This window comes from Mycobacterium lentiflavum (assembly GCF_022374895.2).
Taxonomy (GTDB): domain Bacteria; phylum Actinomycetota; class Actinomycetes; order Mycobacteriales; family Mycobacteriaceae; genus Mycobacterium; species Mycobacterium lentiflavum.
Map to the genome: position 1 here is coordinate 2,442,041 of NZ_CP092423.2, position 21,862 is coordinate 2,463,902.

The window sequence follows — 21,862 nt, forward strand, 5'->3', positions numbered from 1 at the left end:
CTCGGGTGGAGCTTTGGGGGACTCACATGGAACGTGGTGAGCGGGCACACCCGCTGACGCGTGGGCAGCTCGATATTTGGCTCTCGCAGGAAACTGGTTTCGCGGGTACCGAGTGGCAGCTTGGCCTTTTGGTGTTGATCGAGGGCGCAGTCCATCACGATTTGCTGCAGCAGGCGATCCGGCAAGTGGTCGCCGAGTCCGAGTCGGGCCGGGTGGCGTTCTTCGAGGCCGACGGCCACGTTGTTTTACAGAAGGCTGTCGATTATCCGGATGCCGAGCTGGGCTTCTATGATTTCCGGGGCTCGGATGACCCTGTGCGAAAAGTCCGGGAAATGGCGTCTTCAATTCAGCGCACGCCCATGCCATTCTCGGGTCCGCTTTTTATTTTTACTTTATTCCAGACGCAAGATAACGAATTCTATTTGTTCGCCTGCTGTCACCACATCGCCGTAGACGGCATGGGCATGGCGCTGGTGAGCCGCCGCGTCGCCACCGTCTACACGGCGCTGGTCGCCGGCGATCCGGTGCCTGACGCGTACTTCGGTTCCCTGCAGGACCTGATCGATTGCGAGTCCGGTTACGAGGCCTCCGCCGACTACCGGGAAGACGAGGCCTATTGGCAGGAACACCTGCCTACCGAAAGCGGATTCCATTACCGGCTACCTCAGGTCACCGAGGAGCGCGACCCCTATCTGACTTCCGCATCGGTCCAGTTGGACCCGGCGGTAGTGGGTCGAATGCAGCAGTTGACCAAGCAGTTGCGGGTGCGCCGGTATTCGGCCATTACCGCCGCGTGCGCGCTGCTGGTGCGCGGATGGTCCGGGAACGCCAACGAGGTGACGCTGGATTTCCCGGTCAGCCGCCGAGTGACCGAAGAGTCGAAGAAATTGCCCGCGATGTTGGCCGGCGTTGTCCCGCTGGTGTTGACGACATCGCCGGAAACGACCGTCGGTGACTTTGTCGCCCACGTCGACACACGTATCCGGGAGTTGTTGCAGCATCAGCGCTACCCGGTACATGTCCTGGAGGGCGAGGGCGGCGCCCGGCAGGGCGCAAACCGCGTGGGCGTGAACTTCATCCCGTCTCGCCTGACCCTCAACCTTGCCGGGGCACCGGCACATGCGGGGTACACGAACCACGGCCCGGTCGGTCACTTCGGGTTCTTCTTCCTCGGCGCCGGCGATCAGCTCTTCCTGAGTACGGCCGGGCCCGGGCAACCGTATGCGAATTTCGATGTGGCCGATCTCGCGGCGAAGTTGCAGCAGGTGCTGCTGGCGATGGTCGAGGACCCCACCGCGACGCTGTCGTCGATCGAGGCGCTCGACGCCGATGACACGGCCCGCCTCGACGACATCGGCAACCGGGCGGTCCTAACCGAGCCCGCGCCGGCGAAGGTGTCGATTCCGGCGACGTTTGCCAAGCACGTGGAGCGCACGCCCGAGGCGGTCGCGGTCACCTTCGAGGGGCGCTCCACCACCTACCGGGAACTCGACGAGGCCGCCAACCGGTTGGCGCATTTGCTGGTCAGCGAGGGCGTCGGCCCGGGGCACGTTGTGGCGCTTCAGTTTTCGCGTTCCGCCGACGCGATCATCGCGATCCTGGCCGTGTTGAAGACGGGTGCGGCATACCTGCCGATTGATCCGGCACTACCCGCAGCGCGCACCGAGTTCATGCTTGCCGACGCCGCGCCGACGGCCGCGGTGACCACCGCGGACCTGCGCTCGCGGCTGGACGGACAGGATCTGGTGGTCATCGACGTCGCCGATCCGCGGATCGCGGCCCAACCCAGCACGGCACTGCCGATGCCGGACCCGGACAACCTCGCCCACGTCATCTACACGTCCGGCACCACCGGCACACCCAAAGGTGTTGCCGTCACGCATCACAACGTCACGCAGCTGTTCGCCTGCTTCGATGCCGGCCTGCCGCGGACCGGTGTGTGGTCGCAGTGCCACTCCCTGGCCTTCGACTTCTCGGTCTGGGAGATTTGGGCCGCCCTGCTCGGGGGCCGTCGACTGGTGGTCGTACCCGAGTCGGTGACTCGCTCGCCAGAAGACTTCCACGCCTTACTCGTTGGCGAACACGTCAGCGTGCTCACCCAGACACCGTCGGCGGTCGGGATGCTCTCACCCGAGGGTTTGGAGACCGCTGCGCTGGTGGTCGCCGGCGAGGCGTGCCCGCCCGAGGTCATGGATCAGTGGGCGCCCGGGCGGGTGATGATCAACGGCTATGGCCCCACCGAAACCACGGTGTGTGTGGCGATCAGCGCTCCGCTGGTGCCGGGATCCGGTGTGGTGCCGATCGGTTCGCCGGTCCCGGGTGCGGCACTGTTCGTCCTGGACCGGTGGCTCAAGCCGGTGCCGCCGGGCGTGGTCGGTGAGTTGTACGTGGCCGGCGCCGGGGTGGCATGCGGCTATATCCGCCGGGCTGGTCTGACTTCTTCCCGATTTGTGGCATGCCCGTTCGGGCAGCCGGGCGAGCGGATGTACCGCACCGGGGACCTGGTCTCATGGGGCGACGACGGACAGCTTCTTTATTTGGGCCGCGCTGACGAGCAGGTCAAGATCCGCGGGTATCGCATCGAACTGGGTGAGGTCCAGGCCGCCTTGGCCGCGCTCGACGAGGTCAAGCAGGCCGCGGTCATCGCCCGCGAGGACCGCCCGGGCGACAAGCGGCTGGTCGGCTACGTCACCGGCACCGTCGACCCCGCCGCGGCCCGCGCCCGGCTGGCCGAGCGGCTGCCGGCGTACATGGTGCCCGCCGCGGTGGTGGTGTTGGAGGCGCTCCCGCTGACGCCCAACGGCAAGCTGGACACCCGCGCCCTGCCGGCGCCCGAGTACCACAACGTCGGTGGCGCTTACCGTGCCCCGACCACCGCGGTCGAAGAGGTCCTGGCCGGTATCTACTCCGAAATCCTGGGCCTGGAGCGGGTCGGCATCGACGACTCGTTCTTCGACTTGGGCGGCGACAGCATCTTGTCGATGCAGGTCGTGGCGCGGGCGCGGGCGGCCGGTGTGCTGCTGCGTCCGCGCGACGTTTTCGTCGAGCAGTCCGTGGCCCGGCTGGCCCAGGTGGCCAGCGTGGCCACCGGTGAGATCGGAGTGGCCGACGAGGGTCTCGGCGCGGTGGTGTCCACCCCGATCATCCGCTGGCTGCAAGACGTCGACGGTCCGGTCGAGCAGTTCAACCAGGCGATGGTGGTGCAGGCCCCGGCCGGGGTGACCGAGGCCGACGTGGCGGTTTTGCTGCAGGCACTGGTTGATCGGCATGCCACCCTGCGGATGCGGGCCGACGACGACGGCACCGGCGGCTGGTCGTTGTGGGTGCCCGAAGTGGAGTCGCTGGCAGGCGCTGGCCTGGTGCAGTCGGTCGAGGTGTTGACCGACGAGGCGCTCGCCGAGGCCCGGTCGCGGCTGAACCCGGCCACCGGGGCGATGCTGAGCGCGCTGTGGGTGACCTCGACGTCGCAATTGGCGTTGATCATTCACCACTTGGCTGTCGACGGTGTCTCGTGGCGAATCTTGTTGGAAGACTTGAATATTGCGTGGGCCCAGCATCACAGCGGGCAAGAGGTGGAGCTGCCTGCGCCGGGGACTTCGTTTGCCCGGTGGTCATCGCTGCTCGAAGAGCACGCCTGCGACGCGGCCGTCGTGGCGCAGGCGGATGCCTGGCGCCAGGTGGCGTCGACCCCGGCCGTGTTGCCTGCGGTACAGCCGGCGGTGGACACGCATGCCAACGCCGGACGGTTGTCGGTGGACCTCGATGTCGACACGACCCGTCAGATCCTGGGCGAGGTCCCGGCCGCGTTTCATGCCGGGGTGCAAGACATTCTTTTGATCGCGTTCGGCTTGGCCTGGGCGGAATTCCTGGGGTCCCCGGGTCGGCCGCTCGCCATCGACGTCGAGGGTCACGGCCGCCACGAAGAGCTGAATCCCTACGTGGACCTGTCGCGCACGGTCGGGTGGTTCACCACCAAGTACCCCGTGGCGCTGACCGTGGGTGGCCTGGACTGGGCGCGGGTGGTCGACGGCGATCCCGCACTCGGCGCGGTCATCAAAGAGGTCAAGGAGCAGCTGCGTGCCCTGCCCGATGGGCTGACCTACGGTCTGCTGCGGTACCTGAACCCCGACGTCGACCTGGCGGGGGCCGACCCCGCGATCGGCTTCAACTACCTGGGCCGCATGGGCGCCTCGGCGGCCGAGCTCTCCGAGGACCTGTGGCGGGTGAGCCAGGAAAGCCTCGCCCTGGCCGGTGCTGCGGCATCCATCCCAATGCCGTTGGCGCACACCGTGGAACTCAACGCCGGAACCGTCGACAGTGACGCGGGTCCGCACTTGCACGCCAACTGGACCTGGGCGCCGTCGGCACTCGACGACGCCCAGATCAACCGGCTCAGCCGGCTGTGGTTCGAAGCCCTGGCCGGCATCTGCGCGCTGGTCCGCCGCGGCGGCGGCGGCCTGACCCCGTCCGACGTGGCCCCCGCGCGGCTGACCCAGGAGCAGATCGACGACCTGTCCCGGCAGCTCCGCATTGCCGACGTGCTCCCGTTGACCCCGGTGCAGCAGGGGCTGCTGTTCCACGCCGCGCTCGCGGAGGGCTCCGGCGACGACTTGTATGCGGTGCAGCTGGGCATCACCGTGACCGGCCCGCTCGACCAGAAGCGGCTGCGCGAGGCGGTGCAGACGGTGGTCAATCGCCACCCCAACCTGGCGGCGCGGTTCTGCCAGCAGTTCGACGAGCCGATCCAGATCATCCCGGCCGAGCCCGTCATGGCGTGGCAATACGTCGAAATGGCCGGCGGCGAAGCCGAAGTCGATCAGTGGGTCCAGCAGCTGTGCGCCGACGAGCGCGCCGCGGTGTGCGACATCGCCGACCAGCCGGCCTTCCGGGTCGCCCTGATCCGCACCGCGGACAACCGGCACCGGCTCGTGTTGACCATCCATCACATCGTGATCGATGGCTGGTCGCTGCCGATCCTGCTGCAGGAGATCTTCACGCTCTACTACGGACAGCGGCTGGCCGCGCCGCCGTCGTACCGCAGCTTTGTCAGCTGGCTGGCCGGGCAGGACCGCGACGCGGCGCGAGCGGCGTGGGGCGAAGTACTGGCCGGTTTTGACACGCCCACGTTGGTGAGTCCGCCGGGCCAGGCGGCCGAGCGCGGCGTGGAGTCGTATCGGGTGCCTGCCGACGTCACCCAGTCCCTCACCGAGCTGGCGCGCTCGAACCACACCACCGTCAGCAACGTCTTGCAGGCGGCGTGGGCGCAGGTGCTGATGTGGCTGACCGGGCATCACGATGTCGCGTTCGGCACCGCGGTCTCCGGCCGGCCCACCGAGTTGCCCGGTGCGGACGCGCTGGTGGGTCTGTTGATCAACACCGTGCCGGTGCGGGCCAGCGCCACGGCCTCGACCACGATCGCCGACCTGATGGCCCAACTGCAGCGGTTCCACAACGACACCCTCGAGTACGACCACCTGGCGCTGCGCGACATTCACCACGTAACCGGCCACGACCAGCTCTTCGACACGCTTTTCCTGTACGAGAACTACCCGATCGACGCGGGCGCGCTGTTCGGTGTCCAAGAGTTGGCCATCACCGATTTCAGCAGCCGCGAATTCAACCACTACCCGCTGTCGGTGGTGGTGACGCCGGGCCACGAATTGAGCCTGCGCGTCGAATTCGACAGCCACGTCTTCGATGTCGCCACTATTGATTCGCTGATCGAGCGGTTGCGGCGGGTGCTGGTCATGATGACCACCGATCCCACCCGACGGCTGTCGTCGATCGACCTGCTCGACGCCGATGAGCATGCCCGGCTCGAGGAATGGGGCAATCGCGAGGTGCTGACGCTGCCCGCGAGCGCGCCGGTGTCGATTCCCGAACTGTTCGCCGCGCAGGTCGCGCGCGCTCCCGAGGCCGTCGCCGTCAACTGCGGGGACGGGTCGTGGACCTACCGCGAGCTCGACGAGGCCGCAAACCGGTTGGCGCACTGGCTATCCGATCGCGGCGCCGGCCCGGGCGAGCGAGTTGCGGTGCTGCTCAACCGATCCGCCGAGGCGATCGTGTCGCTGTTGGCGGTGCTGAAGACGGGTGCGGCTTATCTGCCGATGGATCCCGCGCACCCAACGGCGCGAATGGAGTTCATGCTGTCGGACTCCGCGCCGATCGCCGCTCTGACCACCGCGGACCTGCGCCCGCGGCTGGACAGCGCCGACCTGCTGGTCATCGATGTCGAGGACCCGGCCATCGGCGCGGCGCCCGACACCGCGTTGCCGACACCGGCGGCCGACCACGTCGCGTACATCATCTACACCTCGGGCACCACCGGTAAGCCCAAGGGCGTGGCCGTCACCCACCGCAACGTCACCCAGCTGCTGGAGTCTCTGGACGCCGAGATGGAGCTGGGACAGGTTTGGACGCAATGCCATTCGCTGGCCTTCGACTACTCGGTCTGGGAGATCTGGGGCGCGCTGCTGCACGGCGGCCGGGTGGTCGTGGTGCCCGACGCCGTGGTCCGCTCACCGGAAGACCTGCACGCCCTGCTGGTCAGCGAACAAGTCAGCGTGTTGAGCCAAACGCCGTCGGCGTTCTACGCGCTGCAGGCCGCCGACGCGCTGCAACCCGAGCTGGGACAGCAGCTGAAGCTGCAGACGGTGGTATTCGGTGGCGAAGCGCTTGAGCCGCAACGTCTTCAGACGTGGTTGCACAACCACCCCGGGCTGCCGCGGATGATCAATATGTACGGCATCACCGAGACGACCGTGCACGCCTCGTTCCGGGAGATCGTCGACGCCGATGTGGACAGCAACAACAGCCCCATCGGGGTGCCGTTGGCGCATCTCGCCTTCTTCGTGCTGGACGGCTGGCTGCGGCCCGTTGCCCCCGGCGTGGTCGGCGAGCTGTATGTGGCCGGCGCCGGTGTGGCGAGCGGATACGTCGGGCGCCCGGACCTGACCACGACGCGGTTCGTCGCCTGCCCGTTCGGCGGACCCGGATCGCGGATGTATCGCACCGGCGACCTGGTGTCCTGGGGTACCGACGGACAGTTGCGGTACATGGGACGCGCCGACAAGCAGGTCAAGATCCGCGGCTACCGCATCGAACTCGGGGAGATCCAGGCGGCGCTGGCCGGTGTGGCCGGGGTCTCGCAGGCTGCGGTGATCGCCCGCGAGGACCGTCCCGGCGACAAGCGCCTGGTCGGCTACGTCACCGGAACCGCGGACCCGACCGAGATCCGCAGCCAGCTGGCCGAGCGGCTCCCGTCGTACATGGTGCCGGTCGCGGTGGTGGTGCTGGACGCGCTGCCTTTGACGGTCAACGGAAAACTCGACACCCGCGCGCTGCCCGCGCCCGAGTTCTCCGACGTCGATAGCTATCGCGCACCGACCGACGCGATCGAGGAGATCCTGGCCGGGGTCTACGCCCAGGTGCTCGGCGTGGAGCGGGTCGGTGTCGACGACTCGTTCTTCGATCTGGGCGGCGACAGCATTCTGTCGATGCAGGTGGTGGCACGGGCACGGGCGGCCGGTGTGGTGTGCCGTCCCCGTGACGTCTTCGTCGAGCAGACCGTGGCGCGGCTGGCTCGCGTGGCCAGGATGGGCGCCGAGGGCGATGGCGCGGCCGACGAGGGGCTGGGCGAGGTCATCGCCACTCCGATCATCCGCTGGCTGCAGGAAACCGATGGCCCCGTCGAGCAGTTCAACCAGACGATGGTGGTCCAGGCGCCCCACGGGGTGACCGAATCCGACGCGCTGGTGGTGTTGCAGGCGCTGGTGGATCGGCACGCGATGCTGCGACTGCGCGTGGACGACGACGGCGCCGGTGGTTGGTCGTTGTGGGTGCCCGAGGTCGGCGCGGTGGATGCCGGCGCGCTGCTGCGGTCGGTCGACGTGTTGTCCGACAACGCGCTCGTCGACGCGCGGTCGCGGCTGAGCCCGGCCGCCGGGGTGATGCTCAGTGCGCTGTGGGTTGACTCCACGTCCCAGTTGGTGCTGATCGTTCATCACCTCGCTGTCGATGGTGTGTCGTGGCGAATCCTGTTGGAAGACTTGAACATCGGCTGGGCTCAGCATCACAGCGGGCAAGAGGTGGCGTTGCCGGCACCGGGCACGTCGTTCGCCCGTTGGTCGTCGCTGCTGGACCAGCACGCCCGCGTCCCCGAGGTCGTCGCCCGGGCCGAGGCGTGGCGGCAGGTGGCAGCCGTACCCGCCGCGCTGCCGGCAGCGCAGCCCAGTGACACGTTCGCGACGGCCGGACAACTGTCGGTCGGGCTGGACGTGGAGACGACGCGGATGCTGCTGGGTGAGGTGCCGGCGGCGTTTCACGCTGGGGTGCAAGACATTCTGCTGATCGCGTTCGGGTTGGCCTGGTCGGAGTTCCTGGGCACCGGCGCGCCGATCGGTGTCGACGTCGAGGGCCACGGGCGTCACGAGGAATTGGCTGCCGACGTCGACCTGTCGCGCACGGTCGGCTGGTTCACCACCAAGTACCCGGTGTCGTTGGCGGTCGGTGAGCTGGGCTGGACGAAGGTGGTCTCCGGCGACACCGCACTGGGCCCGGTGATCAAGGACGCCAAGGAGCAGCTGCGCGGCCTGCCCGACCCGCTGACCTATGGTCTGCTGCGCTACCTGAACCCCGATGTCGAGCTGGACAAATCCGATCCGGTGATCGGCTTCAACTACCTCGGCCGTCTCGGCGCGGGCGCGACGGACCTGTCCGGTGACCTGTGGCAGCTCTCCCAGGACGACCTGCCGGCCGCGGCGGCCGCGACGGCCGTCGCCATGCCGCTGGCCCACACCGTCGAGCTCAACGCCGGCACCATGGACACCGACGGTGGCCCGCAGCTGCAGGCCAACTGGACGTGGGCGACCTCCGCGCTCGACGAGGCTCAGGTCAATCGGTTGAGCCAGTTGTGGTTTGACGCGCTGTCGGGCATCTGCGAGCACGTGCGGGGCGGCGGCGGCGGCTTGACGCCGTCCGACCTGGCGCCGGCGCGGATGACCCAGCAGCAGATCGACGAACTGCAGCAGACCGAGCAGATCGCCGATGTGTTGCCGCTGACCCCGCTGCAACAGGGCCTGTTCTTCCACGCCAGCACGGCCGAGGACCTCGGCGTCAGCGGCGACGACCTGTACGCGGTGCAGCTCGACATCAGCATCACCGGTGCCGTGGATCCGGACCGGCTGCGCGATGCGGTGCACACCGTCGTCACCCGGCACCCGCACCTGGTCGCCCGCTTCAGCGGTGACTTCGACGAGCCCCTGCAGATTCTGCCGGCCAAGCCCGAATTGACTTGGCAGTACCTCGAATTGGACGACGGCGACGTCGACGGGCAGGTTGAGCAGGTGTCCGCCGCCGAACGTGCCGCCGTGTGCGATCTGGTAGACAAGCCGGCCTTCCGCGCGGCATTGCTGCGCACCGCGCAAGACCAGTACCGGTTCGTGCTGACCAACCACCACATCGTCCTCGATGGCTGGTCGAAACCGCTTCTGCTGCAAGAGATTTTCGCCGGCTACTACGGTGCCCGGCTTCCTGCGGCCGTGTCGTACCGCAAGTTCGTCACCTGGCTGGCCGATCAGGACCGCACTGCGGCCCGGGCGGCGTGGCGCGAGGTGTTCGACGGCTTTGACACCCCGACCCTGGTCGGCCCGTCGCAACGGATGGGTCTTGGACAGCGAGGCGTGGAAGAGTTCCAGGTGTCCGCCGAGACCACTGCCGCCCTGGGCGAGCTGGCCCGCTCCTGCCGCACCACCGTCAGCACCGTGCTGCAGGCGGCGTGGGCCCAGCTGCTGATGCGGATGACCGGTCAGCCGGATGTCGCGTTCGGTACCGCGGTCTCGGGACGCCCGACCGACCTGCCCGGCGCGGAATCCATTGTCGGCCTGATGATCAACACGGTGCCGATCCGCGCCAACATCAACTCGGCGAGCACCATCGGCGACCTGCTGGACCAACTGCAAAGCTCTTACACCGAAACACTTGAGCACCAGTATCTGGGGTTGAACGAAATTCACCGAATCACCGGGCACGACCAGCTGTTCGACACTATGTTCGTGTACGAGAACTACCCGATCGACACCGCAGCATTGTCGGGGGTTCAGGATCTGACGATCACCAAGTTCACGAACCGCGAGTACAACCACTACCCGCTGTCAGTGCAAGCCGTGCCGGGCCACGAACTGGGCCTTCGAGTCGAATATGACACCGATGTCTTCGACAAGGCCAGTATCGAAACGTTGGTCGAGCGGTTACGGCGAGTGCTGGTAGCCATGACTGACGATTCAGGGGATGAGTAATGGCCGACGGTAAACGGCGGCTCTTATCGATTGATCTCCTCGACGGGGGTGAAGTCGCGCGGCTGGACGAGTGGGGCAACCGCGCCGTATTGACCCGCCCGGCGAAGGGCGTGACGATTCCCGAGCTGTTTGCGGTGCAGGTCGCGAACGCCCCGGAGGCCGTCGCGCTGGTGTGCGGGGACCGGTCGTGGACCTACCGCGAGCTCGATGAGACTGCGGAGCTGTTGGCGCGGGTGCTGACCGCCCACGGTGCGGGCCCGGGACAGACTGTGGCACTGCTGTTTTCGCGCTCCACCGAGGCGATCGTGTCGATGATGGCGGTACTCAAAGCCGGAGCTGCCTATCTGCCGATCGACCCCGCGCTGCCGGACGCGCGGGTGGAATTCATGCTCGGCGACGCCACACCGGTCGCGGCGCTCACGACCGCGGCCCACCGGTCGCGGTTAGACGGGACCGATCTGGTCGTCGTCGACTTCGACGAGCCGGGGGAGAACCCCGGCACCGAACTGTCCGCGCCGGCGCCGGAGGATCTGGCGTACATGATCTACACCTCGGGGACGACCGGGGTGCCCAAGGGCGTGGCGATCACTCACCGAAATGCGACGTCCCTACTCGAGAAGCTGCACGCGGCGGTGCCGGCCGGTCCGGGGCAGGTGTGGTCGCAGTGGCATTCCTACAGCTTCGACGTTTCGGTGTGGGAGATCTTCGGCGCGCTGCTGCACGGCGGCCGGCTGGTGATCGTCCCCGAGACGGTGGCCAGTTCACCCGACGATCTGCATGCCCTGCTGATCGCCGAAAAGGTCAACGTTCTGTGCCAAACCCCTTCTGCGGCAGCGATGTTGTCGTCGGAAGGCTTGGAGTCGACCACGGTGTTCGTGGCCGGCGAGGCGCTCCCATCCGAGGTGCTCGATAGGTGGGCGCCCGGGCGGGTGCTGATCAACGCCTACGGGCCGACCGAGGGCACGATCTATGCGGCGATGAGCGCGCCGTTGACCCCGGACACGGGCGCGCCGATTGGTTCGCCGGTGCCGGGTGCGGCGTTGTTCGTGCTGGACAAGTGGCTGCGGCCGGCGCTCGAGGGGGTGACCGGTGAGTTGTACATCGCCGGTCGGGGTGTGGCCGTCGGTTATCTGCGCCGGGCCGGCCTGACCGCGTCGCGGTTCGTGGCGTGCCCGTTCGGCGAGCCGGGCGATCGGATGTATCGCACCGGGGACCTGGTGCGTTGGGGTGCCGACGGGCAGTTGCAGTACTTGGGCCGTGCCGACGAGCAGGTCAAGATTCGCGGTTACCGCATCGAGCTCGGTGAGGTGCAGGCGGCGTTGGCCGGCCTCGACGGGGTGCAGGCCGCGGCGGTGATCGCGCGCGAGGATCGTCCGGGCGACAAGCGGCTGGTCGGGTATGTCACGGTCACCGCGGACGTGGACACCGCGGTGATGCGCAGCACGCTGGGCGAGCGGCTGCCGGCGTACATGGTTCCGACGGCGATCGTCGTGCTCGACACGCTGCCGCTGACCGTGAACGGCAAGCTCGACAAACGCGCCCTGCCCGCACCCGAATACGCCGGCGGCGGCGAATATCGCGCACCGTCGGACGCGGTCGAGGAGATCCTGGCCGGAATTTACGCCCAGGTGTTGGGCGTGGAGCGGGTCGGTGTCGACGACTCCTTCTTCGACCTGGGCGGTGACAGCATCCTGTCGATGCAGGTGTCGGCGCGCGCCCGGGCCGCCGGCGTAATGTGCCGTCCCCGTGACATTTTCGTCGAGCAGACGGTAGCCCGGCTGGCCCGGGTGGCCACGATGACCGACGGCGCCGACGGTGTCGTCGACGAGGGTATCGGCGATGTGGTCGCCACCCCGATCATCCGTTGGCTGCAGGGCGTGGTGGGTCCCGTCGAGCAGTTCAACCAGACGATGGTGGTGCAGGCTCCGTCCGCAGCGACCGAGGCCGACGTGGCGCCCGTGCTGCAGGCGTTGATCGATCGGCATGCCACCCTGCGGCTACGCGTCGAGGACGACGACGCGGGCGAATGGTCGCTTCAGGTACCAGAAGTCGGGACCGTGGACGCCACGGAACTGCTGCAGTCGGTCGAGGTGCTGTCCGACGAGGCGCTCGTCGAGGCGCGGTCGCGGCTCAACCCCGCCGCCGGTGTGATGCTGAGCGCGTTGTGGGTGAGCTCCGCCTCGCAGTTGGTGCTGATCATTCATCACCTGGCCGTCGATGGTGTGTCGTGGCGAATCCTGTTGGAAGACTTGAACATTGCCTGGGCTCAGCACCACAGCGGACAACCGATCGAGTTGCCGCCGGGCGGGACGTCGTTTGCCCGCTGGTCGTCGCTGCTCGAGGAGTACGCGCAGCGCCCCGCGGTAACCGAGCAGGCCGAGGCGTGGCGGCGAGTGGCGTCGGTCCCCGCCGCGCTGCCCGCCGTGCGTCCCGAGGTGGACACCTACGTCAGCGCCGAGCAGATGTCGGCCGAGCTCGACGTCGAGACGACGCGGTTGCTGCTGGGTGAGGTGCCGGCGGCGTTTCACGCTGGGGTGCAAGACATTCTGCTGATCGCGTTCGGGTTGGCCTGGTCGGAGTTCCTGGGCACCGGCGCGCCGATCGGCATCGGCGTCGAGGGCCACGGCCGCCACGAAGAGCTGGCCCCCAACGTCGACTTGTCGCGCACGGTCGGCTGGTTCACCACCAAGTACCCGGTGTCGTTGGCCGTCGCCGGACTGGACTGGTCGCAGGTGGTCGCGGGTGACGCGGCGCTGGGGCCGCTGATCAAGGATGCCAAGGAGCAGCTGCGCGGGCTGCCCGACCCGCTGACCTACGGACTGCTGCGCTACGCGAACGACGAGGTCGACCTGCCCGGCAACGATCCGGCGATCGGGTTCAACTACCTCGGCCGGCTAGGCGCCGGCACGGCGGCGGAGCTCTCCGGTGACCTGTGGCGAATCTCCGAAGAAGGCTTGTCGGTCGCCGGCGCGGCCACCGCGGTACCGCTGCCACTCATGCACACCGTCGACCTCAACGCCGGCACCATGGACACCGACGCGGGTCCGCACTTGCACGCCAGCTGGACCTGGGCGCCCTCGGCGCTGGACGGCGACCAGATCAGCCGGCTGAGCAAGCTGTGGTTCGAGGCCCTCACCGGCATCTGTGTCCACGTGCGCAACGGGGGCGGCGGTCTGACGCCGTCGGACCTGGCGCCGGCACGGCTGACCCAGCAGCAGCTCGACCAACTCGAGCAGCAGTACCACCTCGCCGACGTCTTGCCGCTGACCCCCGTGCAGCAGGGTCTGCTGTTTCACGCCAGCGTTGCCCAGGGCGGCGACAACGGCGACGACGTCTACGCGGTGCAGCTGGGTGTCACGATCGCCGGTGCCATCGACCCGCAGCGGCTGCGGGAGGCGGTGCAGACGGTGGTCAACCGGCACCCCAACCTGGCGGCCCGGTTCTGCGCCCAGTTCGACGAGCCGGTGCAGGTCATCCCCGCCGAGCCCGTCATGGCCTGGCGATACATCCAGCTCGACAGCGACGAAGCCGGCCACGACGAGCAAATCGAGCAGCTATGCGCCGACGAGCGCGACGCGGTCAGCGACCTGCTCGGCCGGCCCGCCTTCCGCGCGGCGCTGATCCGGATCGCCGAAAACAAGCATCGGTTCGTGCTCACCAACCACCACATCGTGATGGACGGGTGGTCGCTGCCGATCCTGCTGCGCGAAATCTTCGCCAGTTACTACGGCGAGCGCCTGCCCGCGCCCGCGTCGTACCGCAGCATTCTCACCTGGCTCGCCGAACAGGACCGCCCGGCCGCGCAGGCGGCATGGCGCCAGATGTTCGAAGGCTTCGACAACCCGACCCTGGTCGGCCCCGCAACGCGGATCGGGCTGGGGCGCCGGCGCGTCGACTCGTACCGGGTGTCCGCCGAGACCACTCGCGAGCTGAGCACGCTGGCGCGCTCCTGCCACACCACCGTCAACACGGTGCTGCAGGCCGGTTGGGCACAGCTGCTGATGTGGCTGACCGGACAGCGCGACGTCGCGTTCGGCACCGCGGTCTCGGGCCGGCCCCCGGAGGTGCCGGGCTCGGATTCGATTGTCGGCCTGCTGATTAACACCGTCGCGGTGCGGGCGAACACGACGGTGGCCACCACGGTCGCCGAGCTGCTCGACCAGCTGCAGACCGCGCACAACAACCGGCTCGAGCATGAGCACCTGGGTCTGTCCGACATTCACCGCGCCACCGGCCACGACCAGTTGTTCGACACGCTGTTCCTGTACGAGAACTACCCGATCGACACGAACGTGCCGGTGGGCGTGCACGAGCTGGCCATCACCGACGTCACGAACCGCGAATACAACCACTACCCGCTTTCCGTGATGGCCTTGCCGGGCCACGAACTAGGCATCCGCGTCGAGTACGACACGGACGTGTTCGACCCGGCGAGCATCGAAACTCTGGTGGAGCGATTCCAGCGGGTGCTGGTGGCGATGACCGCCGACCCGAGCCAGCGATTGTCGTCGATGGACGTGCTGGATGCCGGTGAGCATGCCCGCCTGGACGAGTGGGGCAACCGCGCCGTGCTGACCCGGCCGGCGGAGGGCACGACGATCCCGGCGATGTTCGCCGCGCAGGTGGCCCGGACCCCGGACGGGGTGGCGCTGGTGGACGGCGAGCGGTCGTGGACCTACCGCGGCCTCGACGAGGCGGCCGAGCGGCTAGCGCGAGTGCTGGTCGGTAAGGGCGCGCGCCCGGGCGAATGTGTGGCGCTGCTGTTCAACCGCTCGGCCGAGGCGATCATCGCGATGGTCGCGGTACTCAAGTCTGGCGCGGCCTACCTTCCGATCGACCCGGCGATGCCCGACGCGCGACTGGAGTTCATGCTCGGGGACGCCACGCCGGTCGCCGCGATGACCGACGCGACCATGCGGTCCCGGTTCGACGGGGCCGACCTGCCGGTCATCGACGTCCACGACCCAGACCTGTCGATCCCGTCCGATATCACCTTCCCGGTGGTGACGCCGGAGGACCTGGCGTACACGATCTATACCTCGGGGACGACCGGGGTGCCCAAGGGCGTGGCGATCACCCACCACAACGCGACGTCGTTGCTGGAAGCGCCCGACCCCGGCGCGCCGACCGGCCCGGGCCAGGTGTGGTCGCAGTGGCACTCCTACAGCTTCGACGTCTCGGTGTGGGAGATCTTCACCGCGCTGCTGCACGGTGCACGGCTGGTCGTGGTGCCCGAATCGGCGGCGGCGTCGGCTCATGAGCTACGCGACTTGCTGGTCGCCGAGCAGGTGACCGTGGTGGGTCAGACTCCGTCGGCGCTGGCGATGATGCCGGGCGAGGGGTTGGAGTCCGCGACGTTGGTGATGGCGGGGGAGGCCAGCCCGAACGAGTTGGTGGACAAGTGGGCGCCGGGACGGGTGATGATCAACGCCTACGGTCCGACCGAAGCCACCATCTATGCCGCGATCAGTGCGCCGATGAAGGCCGGCGAGGGCGCGCCGATCGGCGTGCCGGTGCCGGGTGCGGCGTTGTTCGTGCTGGACAAGTGGCTGCGGCCGGCTCCCGAGGGCGTGGTCGGTGAGTTGTACATCGCCGGTCGGGGTGTGGCCGTCGGTTATCTGCGCCGGGCCGGCCTGACCGCGTCGCGGTTCGTGGCGTGCCCGTTCGGCGAGCGAGGCGATCGGATGTATCGCACCGGGGACCTGGTGCGTTGGGGTGCCGACGGGCAGTTGCAGTACTTGGGCCGTGCCGACGAGCAGGTCAAGATTCGCGGTTACCGCATTGAGCTCGGTGAGGTGCAGGCGGCGTTGGCCGGCCTCGACGGGGTGCAGGCCGCGGCGGTGATCGCGCGCGAGGATCGTCCGGGTGACAAGCGGCTGGTCGGGTATGTCACCGTCACGGGCGATGTCGACACCGCTCAGATGCGCGCCCTGCTGGGCGAGCGGCTGCCGGCGTACATGGTTCCGACGGCGATCGTCGTGCTCGACACGCTGCCGCGCACCGTCAACGGCAAGCTCGACAAACGCGCCCTGCCCGCACCCGAATACCAGAGTGCGGTCCGCTACACCCCGCCCGCGACGCCCACCGAGGAGATCGTGGCCGGGATCTACGGCCAGGTGCTCGGCATCGAGCGGGTCGGCGTCGAGAACTCCTTCTTCGACCTGGGTGGCGATTCGCTGTCGGCGATGCGGGTGGTCGCCGCGATCAACACGGCGTTCGATTCCAACCTGTCGGTGCGCACGCTGTTCGAGGCGCCGTCGGTTCGCGCCATGAGCCAGCGCCTGGACAGTGACGTGGATGCCGACGAGACCGATGCCAACGGCCCGAGTTACGTTGCCGTGCACGGCCGCGACACCGAGGAGCTGCGTGCCAGCGACCTCACCCTGGACAAGTTCATCGACGAGACGACGCTGCTCGGCGCTCCGACGCTGCCGGGCCCGAGCGCCGAGGCGCGCACGGTGTTGTTGACCGGGGCGACCGGCTTCCTGGGGCGTTACCTGGCGCTGGAGTGGCTCAAGCAACTGAAACGTGTTGACGGCAAGCTGATCTGCCTGGTGCGAGCCGGCTCCGATCAGGAGGCATGGCGTCGTCTGGAGAAGACATTCGACAGCGGCGACCCGCAATTGGTGGACCACTTCCACCAGCTGGCCGCAGATCATCTCGAGGTCGTCGCCGGCGACAAGAGCGAAGCCAATCTGGGGCTCGACGAGCAGACCTACCAGCGGCTGGCCGAAACCGTCGATCTGATCGTCGACTCGGCCGCCGTGGTCAACGGCGTGCTGCCGTACCGAGAGTTGTTCGGGCCCAACGTCGTTGGCACCGGCGAACTGATCAAGTTCGCGCTGACCTCGCGGATGAAGCCGTATACGTACGTGTCGACCTCCGACCTCGGCCGCCAGGTCGAGCCGGCGCTGTTCACCGAGGACGCCGACATCCGCGTGGTCAGTCCGACCCGCGTCCTCGACGGCAGCTACGCCAACGGCTACGGCAACAGCAAGTGGGCCGGTGAGGTGCTGCTGCGGGAGGCCAATGAGCAGTTCGGGCTTCCGGTTTCGGTGTTCCGCAGCGACATGATCCTGTCCGACGTCAGCTATGCGGGCCAGTTCAACGTGACCGATATCGTCACCCGGATGATCCTGAGCCTGGTGGCCACCGGCGTCGCGCCCGCTTCGTTCTACCGCCGTGACGAGAACGGCAACCGGCAGCGGGCGCACTACGACGCGCTGCCCGTCGAATTCGTCGCCGAGTCGATCGCCACTCTGGGGGCCCAAGTGGTCGACGGGTTCGAGACCTATCACGTGATGAACCCGCACGACGACGGCATCGGCATCGACACCTACGTCGACTGGCTGATCGAGGCCGGCTATCCGATCCAGCGCATCGACGACTTCGCGGAGTGGGTGCGGCAGTTCGAGATCGGCCTGCGGGCCCTGCCGGACCGGCAGCGCCAGCATTCCGTGCTGCAGATGCTGCAGCTGATGCTGCACAACCCTGAGCAGATCCAGCCGCTCGAGCCGACCCGCGGGTCGTTCGCGCCGACCGACCGATTCCGTGCCGCGGTGCAGGAAGCGAAAATTGGTGCGGACAACGACATCCCGCATATCACGGCACCGGTCATCATCAAGTACGTCACCGACTTGCAACTGGTGGGATTGCTCTAGCCGACGGGCGAATGCGCCCCGATTGTCAACTGCTGCAGAGTATTAAGCCGCGTTGGGCTGCTGCACGCCGGGCGCGCTGCGGGCCCTTGCGCCCGGCAGGCGGTCCCGCAGCTTTGCCAATGTGAATTCGTGTCGGTCGGCGTCGTAGAAGAACCGCATCGTCCGGAACGGGTAATACAGCAGCAGTAGGGTGGCAATGGTCGTATGTGCCGTGGGGCTCTTGATGCCGTGCAGTTTGGTCGTCCGCGTGTAACGCGTGGCATACCGGTAGAAATCGCGCGGTGAGTCTTCCACCCGCCGGCCTGAGATAGCGGCGACCATGGACGGTGCGTAGGAAATCACGAAATCATTTTTGAACAGCGTCAGCGCCAGGTCGATATCTTCGTGCAGGCGCACTTCCGGGTCCAGCTGCGTCTTAAGACGGACGCCCTTCCACGCTGTGGCGCGAATTGCCATGTTGCAGCCGAGCAGAAACCGTTCACTGCGGACGTGCTTGTGCAGGTGGTGGCGAAGCGTGGAATCGACCCAGAAGAGGAAGCCCCGAAAAGGCAGGTCGTAAATAGCGATCGGACCACTCGCGGCGTCGATGTCGGGATCCTGGAAGTAGTTGCGAACCTTCTCGACCCAATCCGGCGGAATGACGGTATCGGCGTCAATGCGGCCGAACACGTCGCCGCGTGCATGATCGAAGCCGTAGTCACGGGTGGGCGCGGCGCCCTGGTAGGTGCTCTGGTCGAGTAGCTGGATGTCCAGATGCGGCGCCGCTGCTTGATATTTGCGCACAATCGATGCCGTGTCGTCGGTCGACTTGTTGTTGACCACAATTATTTCGTCCGGCGCTGAGGTCTGATTGATGCACGATTCCAGGCATTTGCCGATGAACCGTTCTTCGTTGTAGGCGGGAATGACGATCGTGACCGAGGGCTGTTGCGCCATGGCTTACACCCAATCTGCGGACGTGGGGGGACAGCCAGCGCCTTAGACAGCCGGCCCCGAATTCAGCTGCGAGGGGCACCAATTCATTGCGCCCTTTTGTTCAAACCGTATTGTGATGGCGACCGGGAAGCGGGGTGAGTAGCCGCATTTTCGTAGAACGTTCACCGGTAAACGCCCGTTGTTCAACACGCGTCTATCTGTGGGCGGCCCCCGATGACTGCCGCGCCCTGAAGCCCGGGTACCGCTGACTACCATTGCAAACGTTCCGCCAGTTGATCGGAGTGCCCGATGACAACAGCCCGTGTGCCGGGACTGCCGCTCGGCGAGGCCAAGGCCGCTGCCGACGAGGCGGCGATACCGGATTACATGGCCGAGCTCAGCATCTTCCAGGTGTTGCTCAACCATCCGCCGCTGGCGCGCGCGGTCAATGATCTGCTCGCGACGATGCTGTGGCACGGTTCGCTCGACGCGCGGTTGCGGGAGCTGGTGATCATGCGGATCGGTTGGCTCACCGCGTGCGAATACGAATGGACGCAGCATTGGCGCGTCGCCACTCGGTTAGGCGTCACGACCGAGGACCTGCTCGCTGTGCGGGATTGGCAACAGCACGAGGGTTTCGGGCCCAGCGAGCGAGCGGTGCTGGCGGCCACCGACGACGTGGTGCGCGACGGCGCGGTCAGCAGCCAAAGCTGGGCCGCCTGCGAGCGCGAATTGCAAGGCGACACAGCGACTCTCGTCGAACTCGTCACCGCGATCAGCGCGTGGCGGATGATCTCGTCGATCCTGCAGAGCCTCGAGGTCCCGTTGGAGGACGGCGTGGCGGGCTGGCCGCCGGACGGGCGTGCTCCGGCGGGCTGATTGCCTTGCCCGGCGATAACTCCTAGCGTCGAGGGATGCGGACCAGAGTCGCCGAGATGCTCGGTGTGGAGTTCCCGATATGCGCGTTCAGCCACTGTCGCGACGTCGTCGCCGCGGTCACCAACGCGGGCGGATTCGGAGTTCTGGGCGCCGTCGCGCACAGTCCGAAACGGCTGCAGAACGAACTGGACTGGATCGAGGAGCAGACCGGCGGCAAGCCCTACGGGGTCGACCTGTTGTTGCCGCCGAAATACGTCGGCGCCGAGAAAGGTGGCATCGACGCTAAGCAAGTCAGGGAGTTGCTCCCCGAGGAACATCGTGCGTTCGTCGAAGACTTGCTCGCCCGGTACGGCATCTCGGCTCCGGCAGAACCGCCGCGGGCATCCGTCGGCGGCCTCAACATCTCACCCAAGGGTTACGAGCCATTACTGGAAGTGGCGTTCGCGCATGACATTCGGTTGATCGCCAGTGCGCTCGGTTCACCCCCGGCCGACCTCGTCGAACGCGCGCACCGCCACGAGGTGTTGGTCGCCGCGCTGGCCGGCACCACCGCACACGCGCGACGGCATGCCGCGGCCGGCGTCGACCTGATCGTCGCGCAGGGCACCGAAGCCGGCGGCCACACCGGCGAGGTGGCGACCATGGTCCTGGTTCCCGAAGTCGTCGACGCGGTCGCGCCGGTCCCGGTCCTGGCGGCGGGCGGGATCGCCCGCGGGCGTCAGATCGCGGCGGCCCTGGCGCTGGGCGCCGAGGGCGTGTGGTGCGGCTCGGTGTGGCTGACCACCGAGGAGGCCGAGACCGATCCGGTGGTCAAGGAGAAGTTCCTGGCCGCCAGTTCCTCGGACACCGTGCGATCGCGGTCGATGACGGGCAAGCCGGCGCGGATGCTGCGGACCGCTTGGACCGACGAGTGGGAGCGGCCCGAAAACCCGGCTCCGCTGGGGATGCCGCTGCAGACCAACCTCGTCGCCGAACCGCAGCTGCGCATCAACCAAGCGGCCGCCCATCCCGGTGCGAAGGCACGTGAGCTGGCAACCTATTTCGTCGGCCAGGTGGTCGGTTCGCTCGACCGCGTCCGGCCGACACGCGCGGTCGTGCTCGACATGATCGAGGAGTTCGCCGACACCATCGGACGGCTGGAAGACTTAGCCGACAACTGACTGTCAGGGCGGGTTCGGATTGGTGTGAACCATGCCACAGCGAGGCGTTCGTCCAGGTCAGGGCTGTCAAACCTGATCGAAAGCTGTGAAGCGGCGTAGTAAACCCATAAAGTTGCGCGACACGGCTTAGATCACATTGACCCGGGCCGGGTGCCTCGTGGAGTATCTACAGCAGCACCTCGTTAGGTGAGGCGGCTACACGAACACAGGCCACTGACCCCGAACGTCGAAAGACGCCCCGGGTCAGGACAGCTCTTCCCGGCTTAAGGGTTGAGTCCAAGTGGCTTCCGGAGTTTCCGGACACGTCGTGTGGTGCCAAAGCTCTGACGAGAGGGGTGCGGATTTCCGGCGGTCGCCGGATTCTGAACTCCTTGTGGTGCGCGCAGATAGGCGCGGGTAACCCGCACGCGTCGTGGCCGTGGAGGAGGTGAGGGACGTATGAGTTCCAGTGGCAGTCCGGATGGATATCCAGCACAGGCTCCGTCCCAATCCGGCCTCCGGCCCGACGCCTCGAGCTAGCGAATCGATTTAGCGCTCAAGCGTTCTCGGATCGGAACCCGGACGGGTCGGGACACATCAGTCCAGTCAGAACCCGTTTGCAATTCCGTTAGGAGACGATCATGACCGCAGTACTCTTCGACGAAGTAGTGGCCGTAGCGCCCGTCCGCAACCTGCGTGTCGTGCGCGACACGGCGCCCACGTCGGTGCCCACGCGGGCGCCGGTGCCCACGCAGGCCGCCCGGCCCGCCGACGCCGGATACTTCGGCGCCGGCGACCCACTGGTGACCGGTGCCGCCCGCCTGCTGAGCGTCCCCGTCCGTCACCTCTACGCGGCGCTGTGGCGCGTCGGGTTCATCGAGGTTCGGTGACGATGGATGTGGCCCAGCCGATGGCTCCAAGGGGCTAGTCGACCGCAGACACGATGTGCGGCCAGCTGGCCCCTTGGAGCCGG

6 protein-coding genes and 1 riboswitch are annotated in these 21,862 nt (G+C 67.5%); of the genes, 5 read left to right on the forward strand and 1 reads right to left on the reverse strand.

The genetic code is table 11. From position 1 onward, the window contains the following. Nucleotides 1-26 precede the first annotated feature (26 nt). The gene (locus MJO58_RS11715; protein ID WP_239722910.1) at nt 27-10,295 is read left to right on the forward strand and encodes a non-ribosomal peptide synthetase; all 10,269 of its coding nucleotides are present in this window, start codon (nt 27-29) and stop codon (nt 10,293-10,295) included. Further along, nucleotides 10,295-17,956, forward strand: a complete 7,662-nt coding sequence (locus MJO58_RS11720; protein WP_239722911.1) for an amino acid adenylation domain-containing protein — start codon at nt 10,295-10,297, stop codon at nt 17,954-17,956. Before MJO58_RS11715 ends, MJO58_RS11720 begins: the two co-directional genes overlap by 1 nt. A gap of 42 nt (nt 17,957-17,998) precedes the next feature. Here the strand turns inward: MJO58_RS11720 and MJO58_RS11725 are convergent, their stop codons facing one another. Continuing rightward, complete coding sequence (locus tag MJO58_RS11725) at nt 17,999-18,892, reverse strand: glycosyltransferase family 2 protein (protein ID WP_239722912.1); 894 nt, start codon at nt 18,890-18,892, stop codon at nt 17,999-18,001. A 288-nt stretch (nt 18,893-19,180) separates the two neighbouring features. Between MJO58_RS11725 and MJO58_RS11730 the strand changes: the two genes are divergently transcribed. From MJO58_RS11730 to MJO58_RS11740, 3 genes are all read left to right on the forward strand, one after another. Further along, nucleotides 19,181-19,750 carry a carboxymuconolactone decarboxylase family protein gene (locus MJO58_RS11730; RefSeq protein WP_090601636.1) on the forward strand — a complete coding sequence of 190 codons (570 nt, stop codon included), beginning with the start codon at nt 19,181-19,183 and terminating at the stop codon, nt 19,748-19,750. A 35-nt stretch (nt 19,751-19,785) separates the two neighbouring features. After that, nucleotides 19,786-20,910, forward strand: coding sequence for an NAD(P)H-dependent flavin oxidoreductase (locus MJO58_RS11735; protein ID WP_239722913.1), 1,125 nt, complete (start codon nt 19,786-19,788; stop codon nt 20,908-20,910). Between the two features lie 171 nt (nt 20,911-21,081). Then, nucleotides 21,082-21,252, forward strand: a riboswitch (M-box (ykoK) riboswitch). A 278-nt stretch (nt 21,253-21,530) separates the two neighbouring features. Then, nucleotides 21,531-21,779, forward strand: coding sequence for an Rv1535 family protein (locus MJO58_RS11740; protein ID WP_239722914.1), 249 nt, complete (start codon nt 21,531-21,533; stop codon nt 21,777-21,779). The last annotated feature ends 83 nt before the right edge of the window (nt 21,780-21,862 follow it).

Bases quoted from the DNA above. Each gene is read 5' to 3' on its own strand.
- MJO58_RS11725 (WP_239722912.1), bottom strand. From the start codon at position 18,892: ATGGCGCAACAGCCCTCGGTCACGATCGTCATTCCCGCCTACAACGAA.
- MJO58_RS11715 (WP_239722910.1), top strand. From the start codon at position 27: ATGGAACGTGGTGAGCGGGCACACCCGCTGACGCGTGGGCAGCTCGAT.
- MJO58_RS11720 (WP_239722911.1), top strand. From the start codon at position 10,295: ATGGCCGACGGTAAACGGCGGCTCTTATCGATTGATCTCCTCGACGGG.
- MJO58_RS11730 (WP_090601636.1), top strand. From the start codon at position 19,181: ATGACAACAGCCCGTGTGCCGGGACTGCCGCTCGGCGAGGCCAAGGCC.
- MJO58_RS11735 (WP_239722913.1), top strand. From the start codon at position 19,786: ATGCGGACCAGAGTCGCCGAGATGCTCGGTGTGGAGTTCCCGATATGC.
- MJO58_RS11740 (WP_239722914.1), top strand. From the start codon at position 21,531: ATGACCGCAGTACTCTTCGACGAAGTAGTGGCCGTAGCGCCCGTCCGC.